This is a genomic window from Pseudoalteromonas sp. CO109Y, from assembly GCF_004208935.1.
Taxonomy (GTDB): Bacteria; Pseudomonadota; Gammaproteobacteria; order Enterobacterales; family Alteromonadaceae; genus Pseudoalteromonas; species Pseudoalteromonas shioyasakiensis.
This window is the reverse complement of record NZ_SGPD01000041.1, coordinates 19,045-45,207: the sequence shown is the minus strand read 5'-3', so window position 1 is coordinate 45,207 and position 26,163 is coordinate 19,045. Positions and strand designations below refer to the sequence as shown.

The 26,163-nt window shown below is 39.2% G+C and carries 19 protein-coding genes; 12 read left to right on the top strand and 7 right to left on the bottom strand.

Annotated features, from left to right (window positions below; translation table 11 throughout):
- The first annotated feature begins 74 nt into the window (after window positions 1-74).
- Window positions 75-284 (top strand): PGPGW domain-containing protein, encoded by a 210-nt coding sequence (locus tag EXT43_RS16850; RefSeq protein WP_054553331.1) that lies wholly within the window; start codon window positions 75-77, stop codon window positions 282-284.
- Window positions 285-629: 345 nt separating this feature from the next.
- On the opposite strand, the gene ppsA is transcribed toward EXT43_RS16850, so the two are convergent.
- Entirely contained in the window at window positions 630-3,005 is a 2,376-nt protein-coding gene (gene ppsA / locus EXT43_RS16845) for a phosphoenolpyruvate synthase (protein WP_054553332.1), read from the bottom strand.
- A gap of 152 nt (window positions 3,006-3,157) precedes the next feature.
- Between ppsA and EXT43_RS16840 the strand changes: the two genes are divergently transcribed.
- A complete protein-coding gene (locus EXT43_RS16840) occupies window positions 3,158-3,967 on the top strand; it encodes a pyruvate, water dikinase regulatory protein (protein ID WP_058584340.1) in 810 nt (269 codons plus the stop codon).
- Between the two features lie 62 nt (window positions 3,968-4,029).
- Here EXT43_RS16840 and EXT43_RS16835 read toward each other — a convergent pair whose 3' ends face one another.
- Entirely contained in the window at window positions 4,030-5,379 is a 1,350-nt protein-coding gene (locus tag EXT43_RS16835) for a 3-deoxy-7-phosphoheptulonate synthase class II (protein WP_062565467.1), read from the bottom strand.
- 433 nt (window positions 5,380-5,812) lie between these two features.
- On the opposite strand from EXT43_RS16835, the gene EXT43_RS16830 reads away from it, so the two are divergent.
- The gene (locus EXT43_RS16830; protein ID WP_062565466.1) at window positions 5,813-6,688 is read left to right on the top strand and encodes a DNA replication terminus site-binding protein; all 876 of its coding nucleotides are present in this window, start codon (window positions 5,813-5,815) and stop codon (window positions 6,686-6,688) included.
- Between the two features lie 58 nt (window positions 6,689-6,746).
- Here EXT43_RS16830 and EXT43_RS16825 read toward each other — a convergent pair whose 3' ends face one another.
- A complete protein-coding gene (locus EXT43_RS16825; protein WP_054563104.1) occupies window positions 6,747-7,961 on the bottom strand; it encodes a hypothetical protein in 1,215 nt (404 codons plus the stop codon).
- A 769-nt stretch (window positions 7,962-8,730) separates the two neighbouring features.
- Between EXT43_RS16825 and EXT43_RS16820 the strand changes: the two genes are divergently transcribed.
- The 5 genes from EXT43_RS16820 to EXT43_RS16800 all read left to right on the top strand — a co-directional run bounded on the left by EXT43_RS16820 (window position 8,731) and on the right by EXT43_RS16800 (window position 17,180).
- A complete protein-coding gene (locus EXT43_RS16820) occupies window positions 8,731-9,969 on the top strand; it encodes an AAA family ATPase (RefSeq protein ID WP_130167500.1) in 1,239 nt (412 codons plus the stop codon).
- Between the two features lie 14 nt (window positions 9,970-9,983).
- Window positions 9,984-10,946: a hypothetical protein gene (locus EXT43_RS16815; RefSeq protein ID WP_062565464.1), complete on the top strand. Its 963-nt coding sequence runs from the start codon at window positions 9,984-9,986 to the stop codon at window positions 10,944-10,946.
- Between the two features lie 415 nt (window positions 10,947-11,361).
- Window positions 11,362-14,505: a DEAD/DEAH box helicase gene (locus tag EXT43_RS16810; protein ID WP_062565463.1), complete on the top strand. Its 3,144-nt coding sequence runs from the start codon at window positions 11,362-11,364 to the stop codon at window positions 14,503-14,505.
- A 229-nt stretch (window positions 14,506-14,734) separates the two neighbouring features.
- Window positions 14,735-16,201, top strand: coding sequence for a DNA recombination protein RmuC (rmuC, locus tag EXT43_RS16805; RefSeq protein WP_062565462.1), 1,467 nt, complete (start codon window positions 14,735-14,737; stop codon window positions 16,199-16,201).
- Window position 16,202: 1 nt separating this feature from the next.
- Entirely contained in the window at window positions 16,203-17,180 is a 978-nt protein-coding gene (locus tag EXT43_RS16800) for a hypothetical protein (protein WP_062565461.1), read from the top strand.
- A 29-nt stretch (window positions 17,181-17,209) separates the two neighbouring features.
- On the opposite strand, the gene EXT43_RS16795 is transcribed toward EXT43_RS16800, so the two are convergent.
- Window positions 17,210-17,914, bottom strand: a complete 705-nt coding sequence (locus EXT43_RS16795) for a hypothetical protein (protein WP_054563110.1) — start codon at window positions 17,912-17,914, stop codon at window positions 17,210-17,212.
- Between the two features lie 126 nt (window positions 17,915-18,040).
- On the opposite strand from EXT43_RS16795, the gene EXT43_RS16790 reads away from it, so the two are divergent.
- Window positions 18,041-18,616 carry a DJ-1/PfpI family protein gene (locus EXT43_RS16790; RefSeq protein ID WP_062565460.1) on the top strand — a complete coding sequence of 192 codons (576 nt, stop codon included), beginning with the start codon at window positions 18,041-18,043 and terminating at the stop codon, window positions 18,614-18,616.
- Here the strand turns inward: EXT43_RS16790 and EXT43_RS16785 are convergent.
- The gene (locus EXT43_RS16785; RefSeq protein WP_062565459.1) at window positions 18,611-19,492 is read right to left on the bottom strand and encodes a LysR family transcriptional regulator; all 882 of its coding nucleotides are present in this window, start codon (window positions 19,490-19,492) and stop codon (window positions 18,611-18,613) included. The two genes, EXT43_RS16790 and EXT43_RS16785, sit on opposite strands and share 6 nt — an antisense overlap.
- A 97-nt stretch (window positions 19,493-19,589) precedes the next feature.
- On the opposite strand from EXT43_RS16785, the gene tmpT reads away from it, so the two are divergent.
- The 3 genes from tmpT to EXT43_RS16770 all read left to right on the top strand — a co-directional run bounded on the left by tmpT (window position 19,590) and on the right by EXT43_RS16770 (window position 23,560).
- Window positions 19,590-20,222: a thiopurine S-methyltransferase gene (gene tmpT / locus EXT43_RS16780; protein ID WP_062565458.1), complete on the top strand. Its 633-nt coding sequence runs from the start codon at window positions 19,590-19,592 to the stop codon at window positions 20,220-20,222.
- A gap of 112 nt (window positions 20,223-20,334) precedes the next feature.
- A complete protein-coding gene (locus EXT43_RS16775; RefSeq protein WP_062565457.1) occupies window positions 20,335-21,135 on the top strand; it encodes a class III extradiol ring-cleavage dioxygenase in 801 nt (266 codons plus the stop codon).
- Between the two features lie 94 nt (window positions 21,136-21,229).
- On the top strand, window positions 21,230-23,560 hold the full coding sequence (locus EXT43_RS16770; RefSeq protein WP_130167499.1) for a DPP IV N-terminal domain-containing protein: 2,331 nt from the start codon (window positions 21,230-21,232) through the stop codon (window positions 23,558-23,560).
- 220 nt (window positions 23,561-23,780) lie between these two features.
- Here the strand turns inward: EXT43_RS16770 and EXT43_RS16765 are convergent, their stop codons facing one another.
- A complete protein-coding gene (locus tag EXT43_RS16765; protein WP_062565455.1) occupies window positions 23,781-24,857 on the bottom strand; it encodes a sel1 repeat family protein in 1,077 nt (358 codons plus the stop codon).
- A gap of 227 nt (window positions 24,858-25,084) precedes the next feature.
- The gene (locus tag EXT43_RS16760; RefSeq protein ID WP_062565454.1) at window positions 25,085-26,095 is read right to left on the bottom strand and encodes a prolyl oligopeptidase family serine peptidase; all 1,011 of its coding nucleotides are present in this window, start codon (window positions 26,093-26,095) and stop codon (window positions 25,085-25,087) included.
- Window positions 26,096-26,163 lie beyond the last annotated feature (68 nt).

Sequence of the window (26,163 nt, the reverse complement as noted above, 5' to 3'; positions counted from 1 at the left end):
TGTAACACTCTTTTTATCGATTTCGGGGGCAATACTTTTATACTGTGTATTAAAGCAGCAAATGAGATAGTCAGATGAAAAAAATTGCATTAATCAGTTTAGGTGCCTTGTGCATGTTATTGGGTTTAGTTTTTGTCATTATTCCCGGACCGTCGCTGATCTTCTTTATTGCAGGACTTTTCTGTTTATCTTTTTACTATCCTAAAGCGCGTGATTATTTAACCTTGTGCCAAAAGGCTCTGACTAAGTCATGTGCTTATATTGATAAAAAACTTGCTCGCTGATTTAAAGGGCGTGTTGTCCTTTGTAGATTAGACTTTGTTCACTCTAGGGGCGATTTAATCGCGGCGCGAGATTTGTAACCTAGTGGGCTAAGTAAAAATCGAGCAACAAAGAGTTAATCGCCCCTAGAAAGAACCCGAAGGGCAGCACGTGTTTGGCATTGATGCTGCGTTATCACCTATTTATGTGGAACAACCACACGACACAGGCTCTGCCTTGCCTAAATACCAAACACACTGCTGCAAAATCAATCATAAAAGGACAACACGCCCTTCGAAGTAACAAAAATGCCAGCTAAGTGCTGGCATTTTTTATATCAGAATCTTTATTTTAATTAAATAAAGTACTTAGTCGGCTAATTTCTTAGCAAGATATAACCAAGTTTCTAATACTGTATCTGGGTTTAGAGAAACAGAATCAATGCCCTGCTCAACTAACCAAGCTGCAAAGTCTTCATGATCTGAAGGACCTTGACCACAAATACCTACGTATTTGCCTTTTGCTTTAGCAGTTTGAATAGCCATTGATAATAGTTTCTTGATTGCAGGGTTACGCTCATCAAATAGATGCGCAATTAAACCTGAGTCACGGTCAAGACCTAATGTTAACTGAGTTAAGTCGTTTGAACCGATAGAGAAACCATCAAAATATTCTAAGAACTCATCTGCAAGTAACGCGTTTGATGGTAATTCACACATCATGATTACTTTCAGACCATTTTCGCCACGTTTAAGGCCATGTTCTTCAAGTAATTCAATAACGCGCTTACCTTCTTCAAGCGTACGAACAAATGGGATCATGATTTCAATATTAGTCATACCCATTTCGTTGCGAACACGTTTAATCGCTTCACACTCTAACGCGAAACAGTCACGGAAATCTTCAGAGATATAACGTGCTGCACCACGGAAACCAATCATTGGGTTTTCTTCTTCCGGCTCATATTGCTGGCCGCCAACAAGGTTTGCATATTCGTTTGACTTAAAGTCAGACATACGAACAATGACACGCTCAGGTGCAAACGCACAACCTAGTGTTGCAATACCTTCAACAAGCTTAGAAATATAGAATTCTACAGGTGATTCATAACCTGCCATCATTTCTGAGATTTCAGCTTTTAACTCGTCAGATTGAGCATCAAAGTTAAGAAGTGCTTTAGGGTGAACACCAATCATACGGTTGATTACGAATTCAACACGCGCAAGGCCAACACCTGCATGAGGTAAGCGTGCAAAGTCAAATGCACGATCAGGGTTACCTACGTTCATCATAACTTTCATTGGTAACTCTGGCATTTCATCAACACGTGAAGTAAGTACTTCGTAATCTAAAATACCTTCGTAGATATAACCTGTGTCACCTTCGGCACACGAAACAGTTACATCTTGGCCTGCTTTAATTAAATCAGTTGCATTACCACAACCAACAACTGCAGGAATACCTAATTCACGAGCAATGATTGCCGCGTGACATGTACGACCGCCACGGTTTGTAACAATTGCAGCGGCACGTTTCATGATTGGCTCCCAGTCTGGGTCAGTCATGTCAGTAACTAGAATGTCACCTTGTTGTACTTTGTCCATTTCATCAATTGAATCTAGTACGCGTACTGTACCTGAACCAATCTTGTGACCAATTGCACGGCCTTCAGCAACAACAGTGCTTGTACCATTTAATTGGAAACGCTCCATTACGTTAGCGTCTTCGTTGGAACGAACTGTTTCTGGACGAGCTTGAACGATATAAAGCTTACCGTCGTTACCGTCTTTTGCCCACTCGATGTCCATTGGACGACCGTAGTGCTTTTCGATGATCACAGCTTGCTTTGCAAGTTCTTGAACTTCAGCATCTGTGATTGAGAATTTGTTTGAAAGTGACGAATCAACGTCAACAATTTCAACTTGCTTACCATGTGATTCATCTGCAGAGTAAATCATTTGGATTGCTTTTGAACCAATATTACGGCGAACTACCGCTGGTTTACCGTTAGCAAGTGTTGGTTTATGAACATAAAATTCATCTGGGTTTACAGCACCCTGCACAACCATTTCACCCAGACCATAGCTTGAAGTGACAAATACAACATCTTCAAAGCCAGATTCAGTATCAATACTGAACATAACACCTGAAGCTGCTTTATCTGAACGAACCATGCGTTGGATACCAGCTGAAAGTGCAACACCACGATGGTCATAACCTTGGTGAACACGGTAAGAAATAGCGCGGTCATTAAATAGTGAGGCAAACACGTGTTTGATAGCAGTCATTACTGAATCAATACCACGTACGTTTAAAAACGTTTCTTGTTGTCCTGCGAATGAAGCGTCTGGCATGTCTTCTGCTGTAGCAGATGAGCGAACTGCAAATGAAACATCTTGTGATGCGTCGCCGTGTAGTTGGCTATATGCGTCGCGGATGGCTTGGTCTAGGTTTGGTTGGAATGGTGTATCGATAATCCATTGGCGGATTTCGGCACCGACTTTAGCGAGTGTATTTACATCATCCACATCCAATGTGTCTAAAATATCGTGGATTTTTGAGTTTAAACCAGATTGCTCTAGAAACTCATTGAATGCATCAGCGGTTGTAGCGAAACCACCTGGCACTTGAACACCAGCGTTAGCTAGGTTTGAGATCATTTCACCTAGTGAAGCGTTTTTACCGCCAACACGAGGAACATCTTGCATACCAAGCTCTTGATACCAGAGAACGTATTCTTGCACGGATCTTTCTCCATAAACAAATTGTAGTACTAACTGTGAGAGTTAAGAAAGAAAACCTTCTAAAAAGGTCGTAGTCATTCTACACTGGCAACAGACCTCACGTAAACCGTGAAGCCCCTATTTTGCAGATAAAGGTAATAAAAAGGTTAAATATGAGAACTGCATTTTATATTTCTGATGGAACAGCAATCACCTCTGAAGTCTTTGGTCATGCGACCTTATCTATGTTTCCTGTTGAGTTTAATCACAAAACTATTCCTTTTGTTGAAACTGAAAAAAAAGCAATTGAAGTTAAGAACTTAATTAATTCAACAGCGCAACGTGATGGAGAACAGCCACTCGTGTTCTTCACTTTTGTTAACCACGAGCTAAGTGAAATTATTAAATCGTCTTGCGCGGTGTGTTATGACTTTTTATCACAATACAGTGATAAAATTTCTCAAGAGTTAAAAGTTGCGCCGGTACCTAAGGTTCATAGAACGCATTCAATGCACGAGAAAAGTTATGATTTTCGTATTGATGCGGTTAACTATGCGTTGACCAATGATGATGGCGCTAACATTAAAAACTACTCTGAAGCTGACATTATTTTAGTGGGGGTTAGCCGAAGCGGTAAAACACCCACTAGTTTATACCTAGCATTACAATATGGTATTAAAGCAGCCAATTACCCGCTAACAGAAGATGATTTAGAAAGAGGCACCCTGCCTGAGTGTTTAAAAGCTTACAAGCATAAACTTTTTGGTTTAACGATTGACCCAGTTCGCCTTGCCGATATTCGCCAGCGTCGTATGGCAAATTCAAAATATGCGTCTTTAAAACAGTGTCGTATCGAAGTACGTGAAGTAGAAATGCTTTATAAAAAGCAGAAGATTCAATTTTTAAATTCAACTCATCATTCAGTAGAAGAAATTTCTGCAAAGATTATATCTGATACTGGACTTGAAAGACGTAAGTACTAACTTATTTAGTATCGGACATGAAAAAAGGCTACAATATGCAGCCTTTTTTGAATAACTTAGTGTTACTTACGTGCGTCTTTTAATAAGTCAGCAACTAAGAAACCTAGTTCTAAAACTTGATCCGCATTTAAGCGTGGGTCGCACTGTGTGCGGTAGCGTTGTGCTAAATCTTCATCAGATAATCCATACGCACCACCAGTACATTCAGTCACGTGCTGGCCAGTCATTTCAAGGTGAACACCACCTGGGTATGAACCTTCAGCTTTGTGTACTGCGAAGAACTGGCTAATTTCACGAAGAATATTATTAAAGCTACGTGTTTTATAACCTGAGCTCGCTTTCTCAGTATTACCATGCATTGGATCTGAGCTCCAAATAACTTTACGGCCTTCTTGTTGTACTTTACGTACTAGTGCCGGTAGTTTCTCTGGAAGAACATCAGCGCCCATTCGTGTAATTAACGTTAAGCGACCTGGAATGTTATCAGGGTTAACTGCATCAATAAGTTTGATTAGCTCATCTGGGTCCATGCTCGGGCCAACTTTCACACCGATAGGGTTTTTAATACCTTTAAAGAATTCGATGTGTGCATGATCAAGTTGACGTGTACGTTCACCAATCCAAACAAAGTGTGCAGAACAATCGTACCAATCACCTGATAAGTGGTCACGGCGTGTTAGTGCTTCTTCATAACCTAATAACAACGCTTCGTGTGATGTAAATAAGTCTGTTTCTTTTAAGCTCGGTGCAACGGTTGAGTCGATACCACACACTTCCATAAATTCAAGCGCATCTTGAATTCTGTCAGCTAGCTGTTGGTATTTTTCTTTAAGCGGATTTGCTGCTACAAAACCCATGTTCCAACGGTTTACTTGGTGTAAATCGGCTAAACCACCTTGTGCGAATGCGCGTAATAAATTTAGCGTTGCAGCACTGTGATGATATGCCGTCATCAATCGCTGTGGATCAGGTACACGGGCTTGCTCTGTGAATTCAAAATTATTGATGATATCACCACGGTACGAAGGTAATGAAACACCATCGATTGTTTCATAATCTGATGAGCGAGGCTTAGCGTACTGACCTGCCATACGCGCAATTTTAACTACAGGGCATTTACCACCATAAGTTAAAACAACGGCCATTTGTAAAAGTGTTTTAAATGTATCGCGGATATTTGCGGCATTAAAGTCACTAAATGACTCTGCACAATCACCACCCTGTAATAAGAAGGCTCTACCTTCACATACAGCTTCTAGTTGTTTGTATAAGCTACGCGTCTCTTCGGCAAATACCAAAGGTGGTGCGCTTTTTAATTGCCCTTCAACAGATTTAAGGGCTTCTTGATCTGGGTACTCTGGCTGCTGAAGTATCGGCAGTTTTCTCCAGCTGTCTGGGTTCCACGATTGCATGTTCTTTCCTCATTCCTAACATAGACCGTTAACGAAAACTAACTTATTGCACGTACTAAGTTCAAGGACAATATTCAGCTATTTACGATTATTTCGTTATTTGATAAATAGTTTCGATATTAACAATTAGGGTTCCAACATTTTATTGTTTCAAACCAGTCAGTTACACATCTTTGACACCTTATTCGTTACCGCACAGCACAAGAACACATCTTACCTAGTTAATGCCTTACTGTAACCTCAGCTTTACATGCTTAAAATATACTTTTTGAGTTCTACATTGATCAAATTAAAAACTTGTACTAATGGAATGGAAGGAACACATCATACTAAGTTTAATTAAGATGTAAGGTCAGCTACATGGAAAATTTAAACTACAAAATATCAAAAGATAAGGTTACAATTGAACTAACAATAAGTAAGATGTGTTCCTATGAGTACGAAGTTAGAAATACGCAGTCAGTTTGATTTAGTAAGTGAGTTAACTCATTTGTTTTGTGAAGAATTAAAGGAAGTGGGTTTTCATAAGGCATCATATTATCAATTGCCAGATATCGACATAAACGACGAAAAGAAAGTCCCTTCTTCAATTAGTGTACAAAAAATTGAAGGCGATGATGCTCATAAGTTAATTCTAAATTCCTTTGGTGATTTTTATAAAAAGACAGGATTAAGTAGTCGAGTATTAAAAAGACATCCAGGTTTATTAGTTTTAAAAGATGTCGATAAGCAACATTTCATTGCAAGGATAAATCAGTTAAATAAAGCCAAAGCTGATTTTAAAAATAGTGTAATAGCTATCGATAATAATGATGCGCGATTTGAAGCGGTTCACAATGCTGTGCCTAATCTCATTACACTTGCTGCATATCGTAAGATCCATTTTGAAACTGAATCGCCCTACTCTGTTCGTTTTACTTGGATGCACAAACACGCAACTAAAACGCTAACTAAAAAAATGGCCTTAGCAATGCTCGATAAATCGGCTAGTTATTCTAATCCAAGAATGATCGACCAACACTCTTGGCAAGCGCTAGTTGCACAAGAACAAAGTCGTGTTGCAAGTTTAGGTGATAAAGAAAAATTACGAATTCGTAGACCAACAAGAGTTAGTCCACAAGTTAATGTGAGGTATACAGCTCAAAACCGATATCATGTTAGTGCTGCTTTACCTTTTATTTTGATAAACCCAGAACCAGATGTAAAACTGGGTACATTAACTGATTATCAAAAACCAGAAAGTCATCCTCGAAAAAGAGAATATGATTTCTTAGTTGATAGACTTTACTTAGAACAAGTAACAGATTGATTATGTTAAAAAGGCCACATCAGTGGCCTTTTATTTGTAGTTAGTAGTATTAAAGAAATTAGTCTTCGACTATTTCTTCAATTTTATCTTCATCGATTAAAACTGCATTTTCAACAATGCGTTTCCCACCTTGAATTTCGATTCGTTTGTTATGCTTATTAAGCGTAAGAATCTCATCACAAAATTGATCAGATGGATGCATCTCATATGTGTAATCAATAATATTACCCGTTTTGTCATCTTTGACATTGGTAATGTTATATTCAGAGATTGCACCTTTCTCAATTAAGTCTTTCATTGTCGTAGTCATATCACGACGCAAAGCTTTTAATTTATTCTCGGTAATTTCGTCTGTTGAATAAATAGAGCCATATTTTTCCATAATAGATAATAGTCGGAAATGGTAGGTCTTACCCGGTGCCGCATAACGCCATAGATGATATAAACGAAGCATCATCCAACGAGATAAACCACGTTTTAATTCTTGAGCACTATTAAAATAGTAACCTTTGTACTCAAGGTTGTCGATCATGTTATGAACGAAGGCATTCAAACAAGCTACACATTTTACGTTACCACCCTGACCTTTTTTGCCACTAAAATGAAGCGACGATAAAAAGTTCATGTTCGATTCGTAAAATGAGTCATCAATATCAGAGTTACGAGTATCTGTTGCTGAATATTTAAAAGAAAGTTTAGAACCTTGTAATGCTTCTAATGATTCTTTGATTTGCGGATAAGGCATCGACTGACCAACAGCTTTCAGCTCTTGCGCTAATTCATTCATTGAAAAAACAACCGCGTATTGAATACCAGACTTAAAATTGATTTTTACAATTTTACCTTTTGAGGCTAAACGAATTAAGGCACGTTCGACCTTTTCTTCACGATCAGATGGCCAAACAAGATATTCAACATCTTCACCATCTTTTCTTGTGCTTACTACCGCAGGTGTAATTTTGATTTCACCATCATAAAGAATGCCGTCTACTTTTTCAGAGATTTTTCGTGTAACGATGGTTTTCTTTGGTGCTTCTTCAACCGGAAGCTTCTTATGACCAGAACGGACAAATCGTCCCCATAAATCATAATGATTAAATGTATTTGAGTAAGCTCTCAAACCATGTGCAGCATTTTCAATTGAAACACGCACATCTTTGTTGTCTGTAAATAGTGCAAGACTTTCATTATCTATTGCACTTTCCACCCCGTGGATCTGCCCGCGTAATGTATCGGGTAAGTTATCTACCGAGATGTTGACCTTTCGGCTCATTGTTCTTATTTCCAATTTTTCTTCGACAGTTAATAACAACACATAAAACTTCAAAAGTTAAATGTTTAAGTTAGTATAAACTTGATCCGATCATAATTTATTTCTTCGGATCAGTTTTATACTAACTGTTTCGTAATAGCTGATTTTTAGATCAGATTTTTACTAAGTTATAGTTGATAGGTCGCGATTTTACTAACTCAGTTCAAATTATGTCCGGTGAATCACCTTTTTAAAGCTAATTAACACGACATAAATTGCTTTTTTAAAACTCCATGTGGATAAACAGCTCTTAAGTTAGCATAGATCTGATCTGTACCAACTATAGATCAGATCCATACTAACTTATTGTGCATTTTAGTCATGCTCTCGGTGCATAACTTTATAATTTAGTTAGTAAAAAATTGATCTACACCACTATTTTTGTGAGTAAACCAGTGGTTAAACTGTGCATAAGTCGAAAGCTCATTTTTTGCTTAGTAATTGGCTGATCTGCGAGTCATTAAAGATCTGATCTTTACCAAGTAAAAACACGATCTGGCTTTTTACTAAATATTCAACGAAATCAGTAATATATTTCACTATTTTAGCATCTTAACCTTATATACCTATATACTTAACCGATATTAAACTTACTTATTTATACTTAGCATCAGTAAAGTTACAAATTTTTATTAAATGTCTTATAAATAAAAGGTATGTCGCCTTAAATACTTGTTTACAGCAATTTGAATGGACATTATACTTAAAGCATAACTTTGAGGAAGAAAGTATGTCTATCAATAATAATGCGCTAGCCACTTATAGGTTACTAAAAGCGACAGCAGAAGTTGCTGAAAAATCGCTAGAAGGACGTATTCAACATTATCGTGCCCATTTAAAGTCTGAAGAAAAAGAACTTCGTACTTATACGCAAAAAGCAGCCGCTGACTTATTAGGCTGTAATAATCGTACCTTAAAACGACGTCATGATAATGGTGATTTTGATGCACTTGATATCAAACGTGGTGCAAATGGCCACTACGCTTATACCTTAGTAAATATCTTTGCTATGGCTGATATCATGGATATTAAGCCTGATCACCGTACAGTTGATGATAAATTACAAGTTATTGTTATTAACTCCTTAAAAGGTGGTTGTGGTAAAACTACCAGCATGGTAAACATTGCTGCTGCACTTGCTACTACCAATATTAAACGATACAGAATTGGTATTATCGACCTTGATCCACAAGGTTCTTCATCAAGCTTTTTCCCACCAAGTGAGCCTGATCCAATTACAGTTGGTGATTTAATGCGTGATTGCATTGAGCTTGAAGAAAACGAAACCTGGGATGGGTTAGTATCGAACTCTTTCTTACCTACCCATATACCTAATATACGTATTTTGCCTTCTGGTATGGATGACTTTTACTTCGAGCATGAAACAGCAACTTTATTAAAAGATAGCTCTAGTTATGATAAAACTCGTCACTATCATAAATTGCTCGAAAAAGTTATTGAACCGGTAAAAGATCAATTTGATATTATTCTAATTGATACAGCTCCATCACTTAACTTTATGTTTTATAATGCATTAATGGCTTCTACATCGATGCTTATTCCTGTTCATCCTGAAGCTGTAGACTTTGATGCAAACAATAAATACTTAAAGCGATTAGGCGAGATTTACCATACAGTTGCTGCGCTTGGCCACCAAGGTTGGGACTTCATGCAATTCTTAGTAACTAACTATGTTAAAGGGAACCATTCACAGCGCGACATCGTTAAAGATGTTCGTAGTGCATTTGGTCGTCAAGTAATGAGTTACCCAATTAATCATAGCTCGGCAATTACCGCCAGCTCATCTTCTTTTAATACCATTTTTGATCAAAAAACGTCAGATAGCTTAGCTAGTCGTGAGTCACTACTTCGTGCGCAAGAAAATATCAAAGATGTAGTTGATGAACTTGAAATGCTGATCCGTTCTAATTGGCAGTCAACTCAATCGTCTCTAAATACAGCTAAGTAAGGTAATTAATAAAAATGGCTAAAAAACGTAAAAACGATACCAGCTTAGACCCTTTTTCAACGTCTATCGAAAGTAGCAGTTTAGATGCTTTGCTAGAGCAAGCTTCTGCTGGTGATGTTATCAGTATGCCTGCTCCAAGCGATCCTACACGTCAAATTACTTTGGTGTGTAAGGTTATTCCAAGCTCAGAAATTGAAGCTAAAACAAAGGTCTATGGTAAAAACCGCCGTGTACAATCATTACTAAATGAAAAGTCAGTTGCCGATATCCTTCCTGCAATTGCCGAAGACGGCCGTAACCAGCACCCTGCCCTATGTTGGGATAAAGGTGACGAAATGCTTGTATTAGCAGGTTCTCGTCGTCGAAAAGCATGTATCTTAAGTAACTCTGATTACTTAGTTTTAAGCTCTGAAGATTTCACAGATCAAGATGCTAAAATTCTTGCTGTATCATCTGATCAATACATTGCCCCAAGTCTATGGGAGCTAGGTCAAGCATATCAACAGACCCGTGATGAGCTTATTGCTGAGGGGAAAAAAGGCTCTTATCGTGAGATTGCGGCAATTGAAGGTGTATCACACACTGCTATTGCTGATGCTATTAAAGCGTTTGAGAATCTACCTTCTGAGGTTTTAAGTCTTTACCCAACTGCGAATCATGTTGGCCGTGAAGTAGCTAAAAAGCTTATTAGTGCCAAAGAGCGTGATGAGCAGCTGTTTACCAAGCTTGTAAATGACGTAAGTAGTGATAGCGAAATAGCGCAAATCAGCAGCGATGATAAACGTGCTCTTGCAATTACCAAGCTATTAACTGCTGAGCCAGCAGCGCCAAGCCGTCGTGAAGCCCTTATTGATAGTGAGTTTGTCAGCGTACAACGTAACATAAAAAGCGGTGATTTATCTGTGAAAATCGATAATAAAGTGATGACAGACAAACGCTTAGAGCAGCTAACTAAGCTATTAAATAGCTTTAATTAGTTAGTAAAAGAATGATCTCTCACGCTTTTACTGTTAGTAAAAGCGTGATCTCCCCTTCCCTTTCGTTAGTAAAATATTGATCTATTACCAGTAAAATTGGTACTTATTACACTCTCAGATCAGTTTTTTACCAACTAATAACCCCTTTACAGGTTTTTTACTCTCATAATTAGATTGCTTAGTAAAAAATTGATCTGTAAAGCCCCTGCCTTGTTATTAACCTGTTTATATCTTGTGCGATTGTTGTTTGTTAAATACTCAGCATGTCAGTTTTCAGCTTTGATTTTATTTTAAAGCAGATTTTTACCAAGTTATCAGCTCCAACCAGTCCAATATTGCTCAATAGTGCTTTAGCTCTGGTCCGATAGATCATATACTGGCAGAATTATTTTTTGTTTTTACTGCCAAAAGCGTTATGTCTGCTAACTTATCCAAAAATGACTTATTAGCTATCTTTGAAGAAATCAAACAAGAGCAAGAAACTCAGTTTCCTCTGTCTGAGCGCTTCATTAAACAGCTATTTAAGCCGCATGTGTTAAGTAAAGCAAAAGAGTATCACCAGAACGGCCAAATCAACTGGTTAGAACATAACAGTGATTTTAGCGTTATTGATGCATCTATGTTTGGTAACGAAGGGAATACTTTTACTCAGCATATTGAGATCAGTAAATTACCAAGTGGTTTTTCGGTCGATTCGCATTGTACTTGTGGCTCTAAAACTAAATGCCGTCATATTGCAGCTGTGCTCCTAAAACTCAAAATTGAACATTCAGGTGACTATGGTGAAGACTACATCATTAACGATTGGTTTAGTGAGCTAAAAACCCTTAAGCAAGTTGCTAGTGACAATGCCAAACAGGTTTTATTATTTGTTCTTGATGTAGAGAAATCAGTTGTAACCCTTACCCCTAAAATAGCTAATTATGACGCTGAGCATAACTATACGCTTGGTCGTAACCTTACCGAGCAGCAATTAAATAGTTTTGTAACCCCCACTGATTTATTAGAATCGGATTTTCGGTTATATAGCTGGATCCGTTCTCAAAATGCCCTTGGTAAACTAGAGCTTAAAGGTCAATGGGGCTTTGCAGCACTACAGCAATTAATTGCCACCCAGCGTTTGTTTTTAGGCCGTTCGCGCCAAGCAATTAAAGCTGACAGTATGCAAGCGTTAGAGTTTGATTGGAAACAAAACAAAGACTTAACGTCATTGAGCATGACGCTTGCTGGGCAAGATAATTGGTTATTGTTAAAAACAACGCCCCCTACTTACCTTGACCCTGAAAAGCTAAAAGTAGGCCGAATTCGTACTCCGTTAACGGCTGATGAAATAGCGCTACTTGCCAATATGCCTGCTATTCACACAGAGAACTTTGACCGCGTTTATCAACAGCTCAATGATAATTTTGGTGAAGGTGTGATCCCTCATGCATTTAAGGAAAGCAAAAAAAGCCTAGCTCGAACTGTATTCCCTGTCATCAGTATTAATAATGACGAGGGCACAATCCGCTTAGGATTGCAGTTTAATTATCAAAACTCTTTGTATGATTTAAGCCAGGCGCCAGCTGATATATTAAACCAGTCATTAGAAAACACCGTTGTAAATGAATTAACTAACCTTGGCTTTGAATTATGTAAAGGGGCTTTACAAACAGAGTTTATCTTTAATAAACAATCGGTTATTCATGAGCACTGGTTAAAGTTTGAAATAATTCCAAACTTATTAAAACGCGGTTGGAAAATTAATGATGAGTTAGCCGTCGGCAAAGTCCTTAAACAGCTTTCACTGCAAGTTGAGCGTGGTAAAGGTCATCAGATAGTTAGTAAAATCGTGATCTCTGGTGTTAAAACTCAACAGTTGTTTGTCACTGATAACAATACTTATCAATCGCTTAATCGACAAAGTGAGCGTTTTTATTACTTTACTGTAGGAAAACGCTTTGCTGTGGTTGAAAAGGCCGCGATGATGCAGCTTAATGATTATCGTGAACGTTTTGAGCATATTAAAACCCGTGACGAAATCTTAATGCCTTTGTCGTTTTTGCCTAAGCTCATCGAGCAAAAAGCAATTAAGGTTAATATTGTTGACGATGCTCTAGATGCTTACCTAGCTGAATTAAATAGCTCACAACAGCTTATTAAAAAGTCCGATATTCAAGGCTTAAACCAGGGTGTGCAATTGCGTGAGTATCAACAACATGGTGTTGATTGGCTTAACTTTTTAAAACGTCACCAGCTTGGTGGTATTTTGGCTGATGACATGGGGCTAGGTAAAACTCTACAAGTTATTGCCTTTTTAGCTAATGCCAAGCAATCACCACAAGCAGGCCCCACGTTAATTGTTTGCCCAACCAGCTTGGTTGGTAACTGGCAAAGTGAAATTAATAAATTTGCGAGTAACTTAAAAATTACCACCGTCTTCGGTGCTGCGCGCAGCGACCAATTACAACAGTTGTCGCAAGCAGATTGTATTTTAACAACTTATCCTCTATTGAAGCGTGATATTGCCTTTTATTCGCCGCTGTATTTTGAAAACATCATTCTTGATGAAGCGCAATATATTAAAAACGACGCTGCGCAGGTTTCACGCTTGGTTAAGCGCCTTAATGCTGACTTTAAGCTCTGCTTAAGCGGCACGCCTATCGAAAATAACTTATTTGAGCTTAAATCTTTGCTCGACTTTGCAATGCCTTCTTTACTTGGTTCGCAAGCACATTTTAAGAGCTATTTTCAAACGCCAATTGAGCGTGATAACGACGTTGCCCGAGCTGATGAACTTAAGTCGTTGATCATGCCATTTATCTTGCGTCGTACTAAAGCACAGGTAACGCAAGAGCTACCAGAGAAGACTGAGCTAGTTAAAGAGTTTGAATTTGAGAGCAAACAAAAAGAAATTTACAACGGTATAACTGAATCTTTAGAGCAGAAATTAGTCGACCTATTTGCACAGCAAGGAGTACAAAAAAGTAAGCTAGCCTTTTTAGATGCATTATTAAAGCTCAGACAAATCTGTTGTCATCCAAAATTGATCGACCCTAGTTCACAGGCTGGTAGCGCTAAACTTGAATGGTTATCTAAGCATTTGCCTATCATGCTTAGCGAAGGTCGTAAGGTGATTATTTTCAGTCAATTCACCATGGCACTTGATGTGATAGCAGAGCGATTAAATGAATTAGGCATCAGTTTTAGTATGCTTACCGGGCAAACAAGACACCGCGACCGTGTTATCGAAGAGTTTACTCAAGGTGATACATCCGTGTTTTTAATTAGCTTAAAAGCCGGCGGTACAGGGTTAAACCTAACTCAAGCCGATACTGTGATTCATTTTGATCCTTGGTGGAACCCTGCTGTTGAGAAACAAGCGACAGATCGTGCCTACCGTATTGGCCAAACTAACCCAGTGTTTGTTTATAAATTGATTATGGCTAACTCAATTGAACAAAAAGTATTTAAAATGCAGCAGCATAAGCAAGCCCTTGTTGATGCATTATTTACCGAAAAATCAATGAGTTTCACTCAGTTTGATGAAGAGCAAATGCTTGCTCTGATAAAAAATTAAATTTTTTTAAAGTTTTTTTGAACTAATCAAATTTTGGGGCGTCTATTATTATGCTTGTTGTTAAATTGCAGTTTACATAAGCATTATGTTGATTTCCCATTTGGTTACTAAATTTTAGTAATGTTAGAGCCAGCTCACTTTGAGCTGGCTTTTTTTATGCCTAAACCCCCTACTCTGCTGAGCACTAATTCGTTATGATGATGTGTCTTTAAGTTATTGAGTTTTCGTTATGATTACAGAGCTGATTGCACAGATTAATTGGCAAAGTGGTGTGCTTGGTGCTGCTGTAGGTGCTGTTGCAAGTGGTGTTATTTTTGCCTTACAAAAAAGTCGCTTAAAAAATCAGTTAACCGAACTGCAAAATAGTCAGCAAATCCAGCAAAATCATTTAGAACAAAAGCAGCTGCAACTTGAACAAAGCCAACTTACGCTTTCGCAGTTACAGCAAGATTACGCTGAGCAACGTGATGAGTCTCAACACTTTAAAACCCGCTTTGTAGAGCAAGAAAAGCAAGCACAACAATACAACCAGTTTTGGCGTCAAGTTGAAGCTGAGCTAGCTGATACTAAAGCTGCACTCAATCAGCGCGATGTTGATTTAAGTACCTTAAGAAGCACTATAGAACAAAAAGAACTGCATTTTAAAGAGCAGCTTAGTCATATCAAAGAAAGCAAAGAGCAACTCAAAAAAGAGTTTGAAAACCTCGCTAATCAAATCCTTGAAGAAAAATCGCAGCGTTTTAAAACCTTAAACCAAGAGAGTATTGAGCAACTTTTAAAACCGGTTCAGGGAGAGCTAAAAGGCTTTCGCGATAAGATGGAATTGATCCACGTGGAAGATCTAAAGCAGCGTGCAGCACTAAAAACTGAGTTGTTGCATTTACAGGCTAAAAGCCAAGCTATCACCGAACAAGCTGATAGGCTGAGCACCGCATTACAAGGGCAAAAGAAAACCCAAGGTAATTGGGGGGAGTTAATGCTTGAAAACGTACTAGACAGCGCAGGGCTGCGTGCTGGAGTAGATTATCAGCGAGAAGTATCGTTTAACACAGAAGATGGCCGTCTACGCCCAGATGTTGTGGTGTATTTACCTCAGCAACGTCATTTAGTTATCGATGCTAAAACCTCTTTAAACGCGTATACACGCTATGTAAATGCCGATACAGAGCTTGAAGCGCAGCAAGCGCTTAAAGAGCATGTCACCGCGGTGCAATCACGTATAAACGAGTTAGCAAGCAAAGCCTACGACAGACTACCTGGTATTAACTCCCCCGAAGTGGTGATCATGTTTGTACCAATAGAATCTGCATTTGTTGAAGCGCTTAAGTACCAGAGTGATATTTATCAGCAAGCAATCGAAAAAAACATTTTAGTTGCAACTCCAACGACCTTATTGACTAGCTTGAATATCGTAAAACAACTGTGGCGTTTTGAAGAGCAAACTAAATACTCAAAAGAGCTTGCCGCTCGTGCAGAGCGTTTTTACAACAAACTCAATAGTTTCCTAACCAGTATGGAAGGGGTTGGTAAGCAATTAGATCGCGCCAAAGAAAGCTATGATAAAGCGTTTTCTCAGCTGTATCGTGGTAAAGGAAACTTGATTAAGCAGGCCTCAGAGTTCAAAGAATTGGGGGTTTCTGTTCAAAAAGAGTTACCCGCGGAAACTGTTGAAAAAGCACAATTAGAGTTAGATTAATATGCAGGTTTTAAAGCTCATCGGGTTTGTTGTCTTGGCATCTGTATGTTTTGCAAGTAATGTCAAAGCTGCAAATTATGATTACGACAGCCAACTTAATAAAGCGTTACACGCTAATAAACTCGTTGCGATTGGTGATGTTCATGGCAGCGAGCATGTTGTTACTAGGCTTATTAAATACTTAGATGAGCCTAGTAACTGGCAGCAGATTGATGATCTTGTCGTTGAGTTTGGTAATGCGCGGTATCAAGATTTAGCTGATCAATATTTGTTGAGCAAACAGAATATAAGCATTGATGACGTAAGGCACATTTGGCGCGACACCCTGTATTTTATGGCATGGCAATATGATGTTTATGAGCAATTAGTTTTAAAGTTAAAACAGCTTAATAGTTCCCGTGAACATAAAGTTCGCCTTGTCCTTGCTGAGCCTGCAATGAACTGGCAAACCCTCTCTAAAGAGGATTGGCAAAAGCTAGAGCGTAGCCGTGAAACTGGCTATTTAGAGGCTATAAATCAGCATGTTTTCGCTAAGCAGCGCCGTGCAATCTTACTCTTTGGTGCATTCCACACGTTTAAAATGCCGGTAGTTATAAGCAATCAAACTTCGCCTTTTAGTTCTGTTATTGCATTACTTGAGCAGCAAAAACCGGGCTCCACATACACTATTTGGCCAGCGATGAAAAACGATGGTATTGCATCATCATACCCTGCCGACAGCTTGATCCCTTTATCGGTTAATAGTTCGTTGAATAAGCCGTTAGCGTCAATGTCTAAACGCTTTGCTACAAGCAATAGTATTAGCCTTGCGGATGTTGTAGACGCCTATTATGTGCTAAAAAACACAGACAGAAACGCGCCATTAAGTGATGCGGCTTTAAATGATCTGGCGTGGCATAAAGAGTTAAAACGTCGTGCTGAAATAGTGTCACCAAGAAGTGCTAAACAAATCCACTCTTGGCTTAGCCAACATAACTAATAAAAAGCCAACGTCATGTTGGCTTTTTATTAGTTAATAAGTTCTGCTGAAACAATATCGTTGAGCATCAAAAAGTGGTTAAGTACAGACTCTTCAAGTTCGAATACCTGCGCTAGTTTTTCGCCACTTGCTGACATCCCTGTTTGCGCACCAGCAAACTCAATATGCAACCCTAAACGCTTCAGGGTTTGGGCGTCGTAACTATAAATAGCAGAATCACGTTTCTCTGTAATACCAGGCATCATACCTATGATAGTAACTGCCTGTTCAACATTAATGATATCGAAGAATTGTCGCTCTGCGGCTTGCCATTTTGCTATATAGCTAGCGACCTCAGGCGGTTGCTCCATGGGCACGTATAATGGCTGTAATGAGCCCCCATGCCAGCCGATAACGGCTTGCTCTTCAACGAGGACATGTGGGCTTGCGGTAAGTACATAGTTTGCACAAGACGATGCACAAAGCTCGTGTACCACAACATCGAGTTGATATTCATGAACTAAGCCACCTAAATGTAAACCCGCCATCACATCACCACCTTGGCTATTAATAACCAAGGTGTTGATTTGTTGATCGCTACTTACTAATAACTGTTCGAACTTTTCAACATTTTGCTTTGATGTTTCGCCCTGAAAATAAATAGTGCCCGGCGATACTTCACTAATTTCAGCAACGCTTTGCTGTGTTGTTTTACAACCAACCAGCAGCACGCTCAATAAGAATAAAAAACGCATTAACAATGCCTTGAAGTTTTATTTGTATACAGTGCGCAATTTAATAACATGTCATTAACGAACTGCAAAAATGGCATAGTACGTTTTTTTACTTGAGAAATAAATCCACATAATAGGAACAATTGTATGAATATTGGAATTTACATCTATGATGATGCCGAAGTACTCGATTTCTCAGGTCCGTTTGAGGTGTTTAGTACTGCTAAGCGCCTAGCGAATAATGATTGGCAAGTGAGTTTAATTGCCGAAAGTGATAGTCCTGTACTTGCCCGCGGTGGTTATAGTGTAAACCCCCATTACAGCTTTGCTGACTGCCCTTCGCTTGATCTCCTTGTTGTGGTTGGTGGTGACCATACACGAGAGCTAGAAAAAGCAGAGGTTATTACTTGGTTAAAACACACAGCCACTAACACCAAGCGTGTTGCGAGTGTTTGTACGGGGGCGTTTTTGCTTGCCAAAACAGGGCTTTTGAACGGTAAAAATGTCACGACTCATTGGCAAGATCAACCTGAGCTGGCTGCTTTGTTTTCTGATCTCAATGTGATTGCAGATACTCGTTGGGTCACCGACGGTAAGTTTACCAGCTCAGGAGGAATTTCTGCAGGCATTGATATGAGCCTAGCGTTAGTCGCTGAATTTATTAGTTACGAACACGCCCTACTGACCGCCAAACAGATGGAATATAAATGGCAGACGTTATAATTGTTCAGCAATATAGTCGGTTATAAACTGTTTTAAACAGGCAGCCTTTTTACTCAGTAAACGTGCGCTTGGCCAGATGGCATAAATGTCGCGGTTTTCTCCTCGCCAGTGTGGCAGTACTTGAACTAACTGCTGAGACTTTAATTCATCGATAACCTCAAACCGAGGTAACAAAGCGATACCTTGCTCATCACAAACTAAGTATTTTACAAATCCAGTATCGTTAAAAGTACTAGCAAAGCGGCACATGTGAGTATGAGTTGCATTTGTTTGTGTATTAGTTAGCTGCCATTTATTTCTCAACGTGGTACCAATTAACCTATGCTGTTTTAAATCTGCAGGCTCTTCTATGGTAGGTGACGAATCAAGGTATGCTTTTGTGCTTACAAATAAGGTATCAACACTGCCTAACTTTTTCTGATGGAGCATAGAATCAGCCTGCGGCCCGACTCTTATTGCTATATCAGCTTGGCTTTTACTGAGATCTACAAGTTGGTTATTAAGCAGTAGCTCAAGTTGAATATCAGGGTACTGTTTAGTGAATGCGAGCCACATCGGCTTTAAGAAACCATGACTAATATTCAGAGGTGCTAAAACTTTAAGCTTTCCTGACAATTGTGCTTTTTGCTCATTAAGTTGGCGGTGAGTTTGTTCAAATTGCTCAATTAATTCAACATAACTTTGAAAATACACCTCTCCTGCTTGTGTTAACGTGCATTGCCTTGCTGAGCGATTTAAAAGCTGCTCGCCTAGGCGTTGCTCAAGTCGTTGCAAGCGTCTCGATACTGTTGCGGTAGGCAACGACAAGCTTTCAGCCGCATTACTTAGGCCGCCTTGTTTAACAATCTGTATGAATAGGGCAATATCGTCAATCATGTTCTCATTTATGCAATCATAGTTTGTTTATCTTGCTATTTTTAGCATTTTTGTAATTAGTTATCATGTTTTTATTGAAACATTTTAGGAGTATGTAATGGACGCAAAGCATTGGCATCAACGTTGGGAAAATAACGAAATTGGTTTTCATGAAGGAGACGTTAACCGTTATCTAGATCAGTATTTTACTAACTTGAATTTGCAGCAAGGCGATACTGTTTTTGTACCACTGTGCGGAAAAACTCACGACATTCATTATTTGCTAGCACAAGGTATGCGTGTTGTTGGGGCTGAGCTTAGTGAGATTGCCATTAAGCAATTATTTGATGAGTTAAAGCTAGAACCCGAAATCAGCCAACACGGCGAGCTATTACGTTACCAAGGCGCAAATCTAACCGTTTGGGTAGGTGATATCTTTGCACTGACCGCGAATGAACTTGGCACTATCAACGCGGTTTATGACCGTGCTGCCTTAGTTGCGCTGCCAAAGCCAATGCGCATTCGCTATACCCAGCATTTACTAGAGTTGACCAATAGAGCTAAACAATTAGTGGTGGTCTTTGAGTATCAGCAAAATGAGTTTTCGGGCCCGCCGTTTAGTGTAGTCGCCGATGAGCTACATCAGCACTACGATGCTTTTTATCAACTAACATTACTGTGCAAGGAACCTCTCGAAGGTGGCTTAAAAGGGCAAGTCCCCGCCATGAACGTAGCTTGGCATTTAAGTTAGTACTTACAAACTAGTGGTGTGTAAATTCACACTCTAGTTGTGCGTTTTTCTGGCTAGTTTTTGTATCTCTGTGCGTGCACTATAGTGAAAAGTGTATTTAAGGAGCACATTTATGCAAAAGCCACGCGTTTTCTTTGTTTCTCATGGCGGCGGTCCTATGCCTTTACTTGGCGATCCAAGTCATGCCGATATGGTCACTTGTTTGCAGTCTATTGCTGCAAAAATTCAAAAGCCGTCAGCTATTTTGATGGTGAGTGCGCACTGGGAAGCGAACCCTATTAGCATTACTTCGAGCGCAGCTCCTGAGCTAATTTATGATTACTATGGTTTTCCTGAGCCTGCTTACAGTATTGAGTACCCAAGCCCAGGTGAACCAGCCCTTGCCGAAAAAGTACATCAAGCATTGGCAAAAGCTAATATCGATAGCACATTAAACCCATCTCGTGGCTTTGATCACGGTATGTATGTGCCTTTGAAAATTATGTATCCAGAAGCAGATATACCTTGTGTGCAATTGTCGTTACATCCAAGCCTTGAGCCGAGCTTACACCTAGCGATAGGTGAGGCTTTACAACAGCTTGATTACGATAATTTATTGATCATTGGTTCTGGCTTTACTTTTCATAATATGCGCGCATTTTTCACCCCTGAAACCGCTGAAATTAAAGCGCAAAATATGGCTTTTGAGCAATGGTTAGTCGATGTCTGTGGCAATACTGAACTGAGTGAACAGCAGCGACAAGCTAAGTTATTAGAATGGCAAATGGCCCCTGTGGCGCGTTTTAGTCATCCTCGAGAAGAGCACTTATTGCCGTTACATGTTTGCTATGGTGCGGCGATGCGCCCTTGTAGTGATATCTACGAACTACGTATTGCCAATAAGCAAGCCAGTATGTTCTTGTGGGACGATTGAGTTTAAGTTCAACCCCCCTGATAACACGATAAAAGCTCAGATTTTATAAGTTTATTTTGGTACGCTAGGTAAGTTAAAACCTAGGAACAACAAAATGAACTTGATAAAAACATCAACCCTTGCGTTTGCTGTGGTTGCGGGTTTAGGTTTGCAAGCATGCTCAAGTACAGAGCAAGTAAGCACACCATCAGCAACAGTGAACGCAACGGCTAATTCGCTCTCGCTTGAACAAATTTATAAAGAAAAAGACTTTAAAGCTGAGCGTAGCACCTATTTTACGTGGCTCGATGATGGTACTGGTTATACGGTACTTGAAGAGCGCGAAAGCGATAAAAACAACCAAGACGACAAAGCTAAAGACGATGAGCACGGCGTAAAAGGCAATGATATTGTGTTTTATAACGCTGATGTCACGGGTCGTAAGGTACTGGTTAGCTACGAAAAATTAATTCCCAAAGGTGATAAAGAGCCACTCACTGTTGAAAGCTATCAATGGTCTAAAGATGGTAAATGGCTGATGGTTTTTACCAATGGCGAGCAAGTGTGGCGCTCACGTAGCCGTGGTGATTTTTGGCTATTAAACCTCGAAACTGATTCGCTGTATCAGTTAGGTGGCGAAAACATCGAAGCGAAAAAGCTGATGTTTGCTAAGTTCTCACCAGATAGCTCAAAAGTAGCTTACGTGCGTGATAACAATATCTACATGGAAAAAGTCGGCAGCAAGGCTGTGACTGCTTTAACCACTGACGGTAACGACACCATTGTTAATGGTAATTTTGACTGGGTATACGAAGAAGAATTTACCATTCATGATGGTTTTCGCTGGAGTCCAGACAACAAATCAATTGCCTATTGGCAGCTTGATACCAGTGGCGTGAAATACTTCACCATGATCAATAACACCGATGATCTCTACCCTACCCTTAAAGAATTCCCGTATCCAAAAGCCGGCGAGATGAACTCTGCGGTTAAAGTGGGGGTGGTTAGTCTTAATGACAAGAAAACCCGTTGGGCTGAACTAGGTGGTGATAATCGCGATCGTTATATTCCACGTATTAGCTGGGCAGGCACTGGTGAATCTTTGATGATCCAAGATCTTAACCGCCCGCAAAGCCACAACAAGGTTTGGTTATTCGACTGGCAAAAACAGCAGCTGACTAAAATTCTTGAAGATAAAGACGATGCCTTTATTGAATGGTTTTATAAAGCAAACTGGTCAAAAGACGGTAAGTTCTTTATTTGGCACAGTGAGCGTGATGGCTGGCGCCATTTGTACCGTGTATCTCGCGATGGTAAAACGATAGCCGATTTAACACCGGGCGAGTACGACATCATTGATATGTTAGCGCTCAACGAAGATAAAAACGTTATGTACTTTACTGCATCACCGGATGATCCGGGCCAGCGTTACTTATTCCGTACCTCGCTTGATGGCAGCTCTAAACCGGTGCGCGTAACGCCTGCGTCATTTGATGGTTCAAACAGCTATTACATGTCTAAAGATACCTCTTGGGCAATGCATACTTTCTCTAAATTTGGCACCCCACCAATGAAAGAGATCATCAAAGTAAGCGATCACAGTAATGTGAAAACCTTAGTTGAGAACAAAGCATTAAAAGAGAAATTAGCGACTGAGCAATTACCGACTCACGAGTTCTTTACGGTTAATGCGCGCGATGGTGTTGAGCTTGATGGCTACATCATGTTCCCAGCGAATATGGATAAAAGCAAAAAATACCCAATCGTTTTCTATGTTTACGGTGAGCCATGGGGCTCAACAGTACAAGATCGCTGGGAAGGTAACAGTTACTTATACAAGTCGTATCTAACTCAGCAAGGCTTTATTGTTGCTTCAGTTGATAACCGCGGCACGCGCGCACCAAAGGGCAGAGATTGGCGTAAGTCTATCTACAAAAAAATAGGCTCTATAACCGTGCGTGACCAAGTTGACGCCCTAGATGCAATGGTAAAACGTTGGGATGTCATTGATACCGACCGTGTTGGTGTATGGGGTCACTCAGGTGGTGGTAGTTCAACGCTTAATTTGTTATTCCGCCATGGTGATAAATATAAAGTTGGGATTGCCTCTGCCCCAGTGCCTGATATTCGCTTGTACGATACTATCTACCAAGAGCGCTATGCGGGTAACCCAAATACTGATCCTGAAAGTTACGACAACACGTCTCCGATCACCTTTGCAAAAGACCTGCAAGGTAAGTTGCTACTGATCCACGGTACCGGAGATGATAATGTACACTACCAAGGCTCAGAGCGTTTAATTAACGAATTAGTTAAGCACAATAAACAGTTCGAGTTTTTCTCTTACCCGAACCGTTCTCACAGCCTACGAGAAGGTAAAGGCACTACCCTGCACTATCACACTATGATGGCTAACTTCTTCGAAAAGCATTTACTTAACAAGTAAATATGCTTTATTAAAAAATACCGCAGCTTAGACATTAAGACCGCAGCTTAGACATTAAGACCGCAGCTTAGACATTAAGACCGCAGCTTAGACATTAAGCTGCGGTTTTTTTATGCAAACTGTAAACCCCCGTTACACGAAAAAATTACGAGGGTTATGTATAAATTTGATAAGGAAAAAGTTTTGTCTATTGTAATTCTATAGTGACATGGTCTCTCTTTTAATCTGCCATACTTTGTTGGTGTAGGCGGTTGATGGTATATTTTTCTGCAGCACATTGTTCAGGGTCTAAATTTGATACGTAGTTTAAAATCTGACTCAATGCTGTGCTATCTCTTCGTACTTTTAACGCAAATTCCTCTGCGCCAATACAGCGTCTATTGTCATCATACATAATATCTAACGCTGGCTGTAATTCTTCAATCGTTTTAGCCTTACTAAAAAGAGATAAATACTTTTCTCGGCCATTATTAACTATATTTTTTGAATCTAGTTTTATTTTTGCTATTTTATCGAGCCATTTATCATCAAAACCAAGTAAAACATAGTTAAGCAAATATTCACTGTCTTCATCACAGACACCTGGTTTATCCGTATGAGTTGCTAATTTTGCTCTCAGTTCTGAAGCTGTATCTAGCCAAAAAGATGTTGATTTATGAGTCTCTATGCCTATTGTATTAAGGATTGCTAATCGGCGTGCTGAAAACAGTCCTGCACACATCCAACGTATACCGGTATTTATTGTTTTGGAATGCCAATAGACTGCTTTATCAAGATCTTGCTCCACAACAAATTCACCACTTTCGTAGCTAGATGCTAATATATTCATGCACCCAGCATGACCTGATTCCCCACACGTTGACCAATAACGATAAGCTAAGCTGTAATTATCTAATTGATGAGCTGAAATTTGTCCCGCAGTATATTCAAGGTCACCTAGATATGAGTCAGTTACTTCTTTTAAGTCATCTAAGTTATTAAGTAGTTTTTGTACTTGAGAAACATCGATAGGAAGGTTATTAAATTTGTACTTTCTATTAATAGCTTCGGCGGCATTTAACTGAGCGCGTAGTATGATTGCAAAATCTTCAGGAGAAAATGTCATTTCTCGAGAGCCTGACTCAAGGATATCAATATTATTTTGAAGGCGTTTTTCATCGATCTCTGTGATAGATTTATTAGAATGTAAATAATTGAAAGTATCATTAATTGCTACATTCACATCCTCAATAGTTACCGCAACGACTGAGCTTGAAAAAATACTGCAGCATAATGCAAAAAGCCATTTCCTTGTCATTTTTAGTTTCCTTAATAGAGACCCATTTATTCTTTTAGCTTGTTGATAGATAATATGTAATTGTCTATAAAGCCTGATTTAATAGTATTAAAAAATACTCACCATAACACCTTACTTGATAATAATCTTATCAAGATAAAATTTATTCAAGATTTTACCTTTTGATTCATAATGGCTTTAAAAACTTTGTTAGCTAGTTCGTTAGAGAGGGTTTTGACCCTTTAAACTTACAAATAGCTGTTAAACCAATTAACTAGCTCTGATTCAAGTTGTTCTTTATGGTTCATTAAAAAGTGGTTATCACCTTCATACACCACAAGTTTATGAGGTATTTGATGCTTATCTAGCGCTTTGGCAAATTGAATTGAGTTTTCGACCGATACTCGTTTATCGTCACTGCCATGAATAAGTAATATGGGCACTTTAGGTGATAGCTTATCAACCCAGTTCATCACAGAGCGTGCTTCAAGCTCTGCTTGTTTGTTCTCTTTATAATTGGGGATACGACGCACATACACGTTTTTTTCCATGTTAGGTCTAAACGTAAGCTCTTTGACTAAATCAGTCGCCCCTGCAATGGTTGCAATGGCTTTTATCTTGTTTGTGTGTTGCATCGCAAGGTGGGTTTGCATACCGCCTCTACTTACTCCTAACATGCCAATGCGGCTTTCATCTGCACCTGCTATGTGAGGAATAAAATCTATAAGCGCAAGTACGTCGTTAACATCTTTGCCACCAAACTCATCTAAATCATCATTTTTAGTTAATGTACCGCGGTATTGGCTGCCGATAACCACAAAGCCTTGCTCTGCTAAAGGAAATAAATTGCGCATCATTGCTGCAAAATAAACACTGCCAAAATTACCGTTACCGCCGCGGTTATAAATTAATACTGGAAGCTTATTCTTGATGACTTTAGGTTTGATGATATAACCAAGCACCTCAACATTATCGACCTGATATTTAAAATTATGGCAGGTTAAATTAGCTTTAAAGTTATCGAACATATCTTGTGGAAAGGTTTCTTCAAAGGCTTTAATGCGCTTTAAGTATGCTTCTTCGTTTTTAGCTTTGCGTTTATTCTTTTGCGCAATAAATTGATGCCACGAATCATAGTCAGCAAAGATACCTGTGAAGCAGTCTGTTTCTTTTGTGACGTGTTCATCATCGATAATTTTCGCTGCGCTGGTAGAAAAAACAGCGAGAAATAGGCTAGCAAAGAGTAGTAATTTATACACAACAACATCCTTATTGGTGACTAAAAGTTACTAAACCACAGTAACTTAAATGATGGTTATTTGTACAT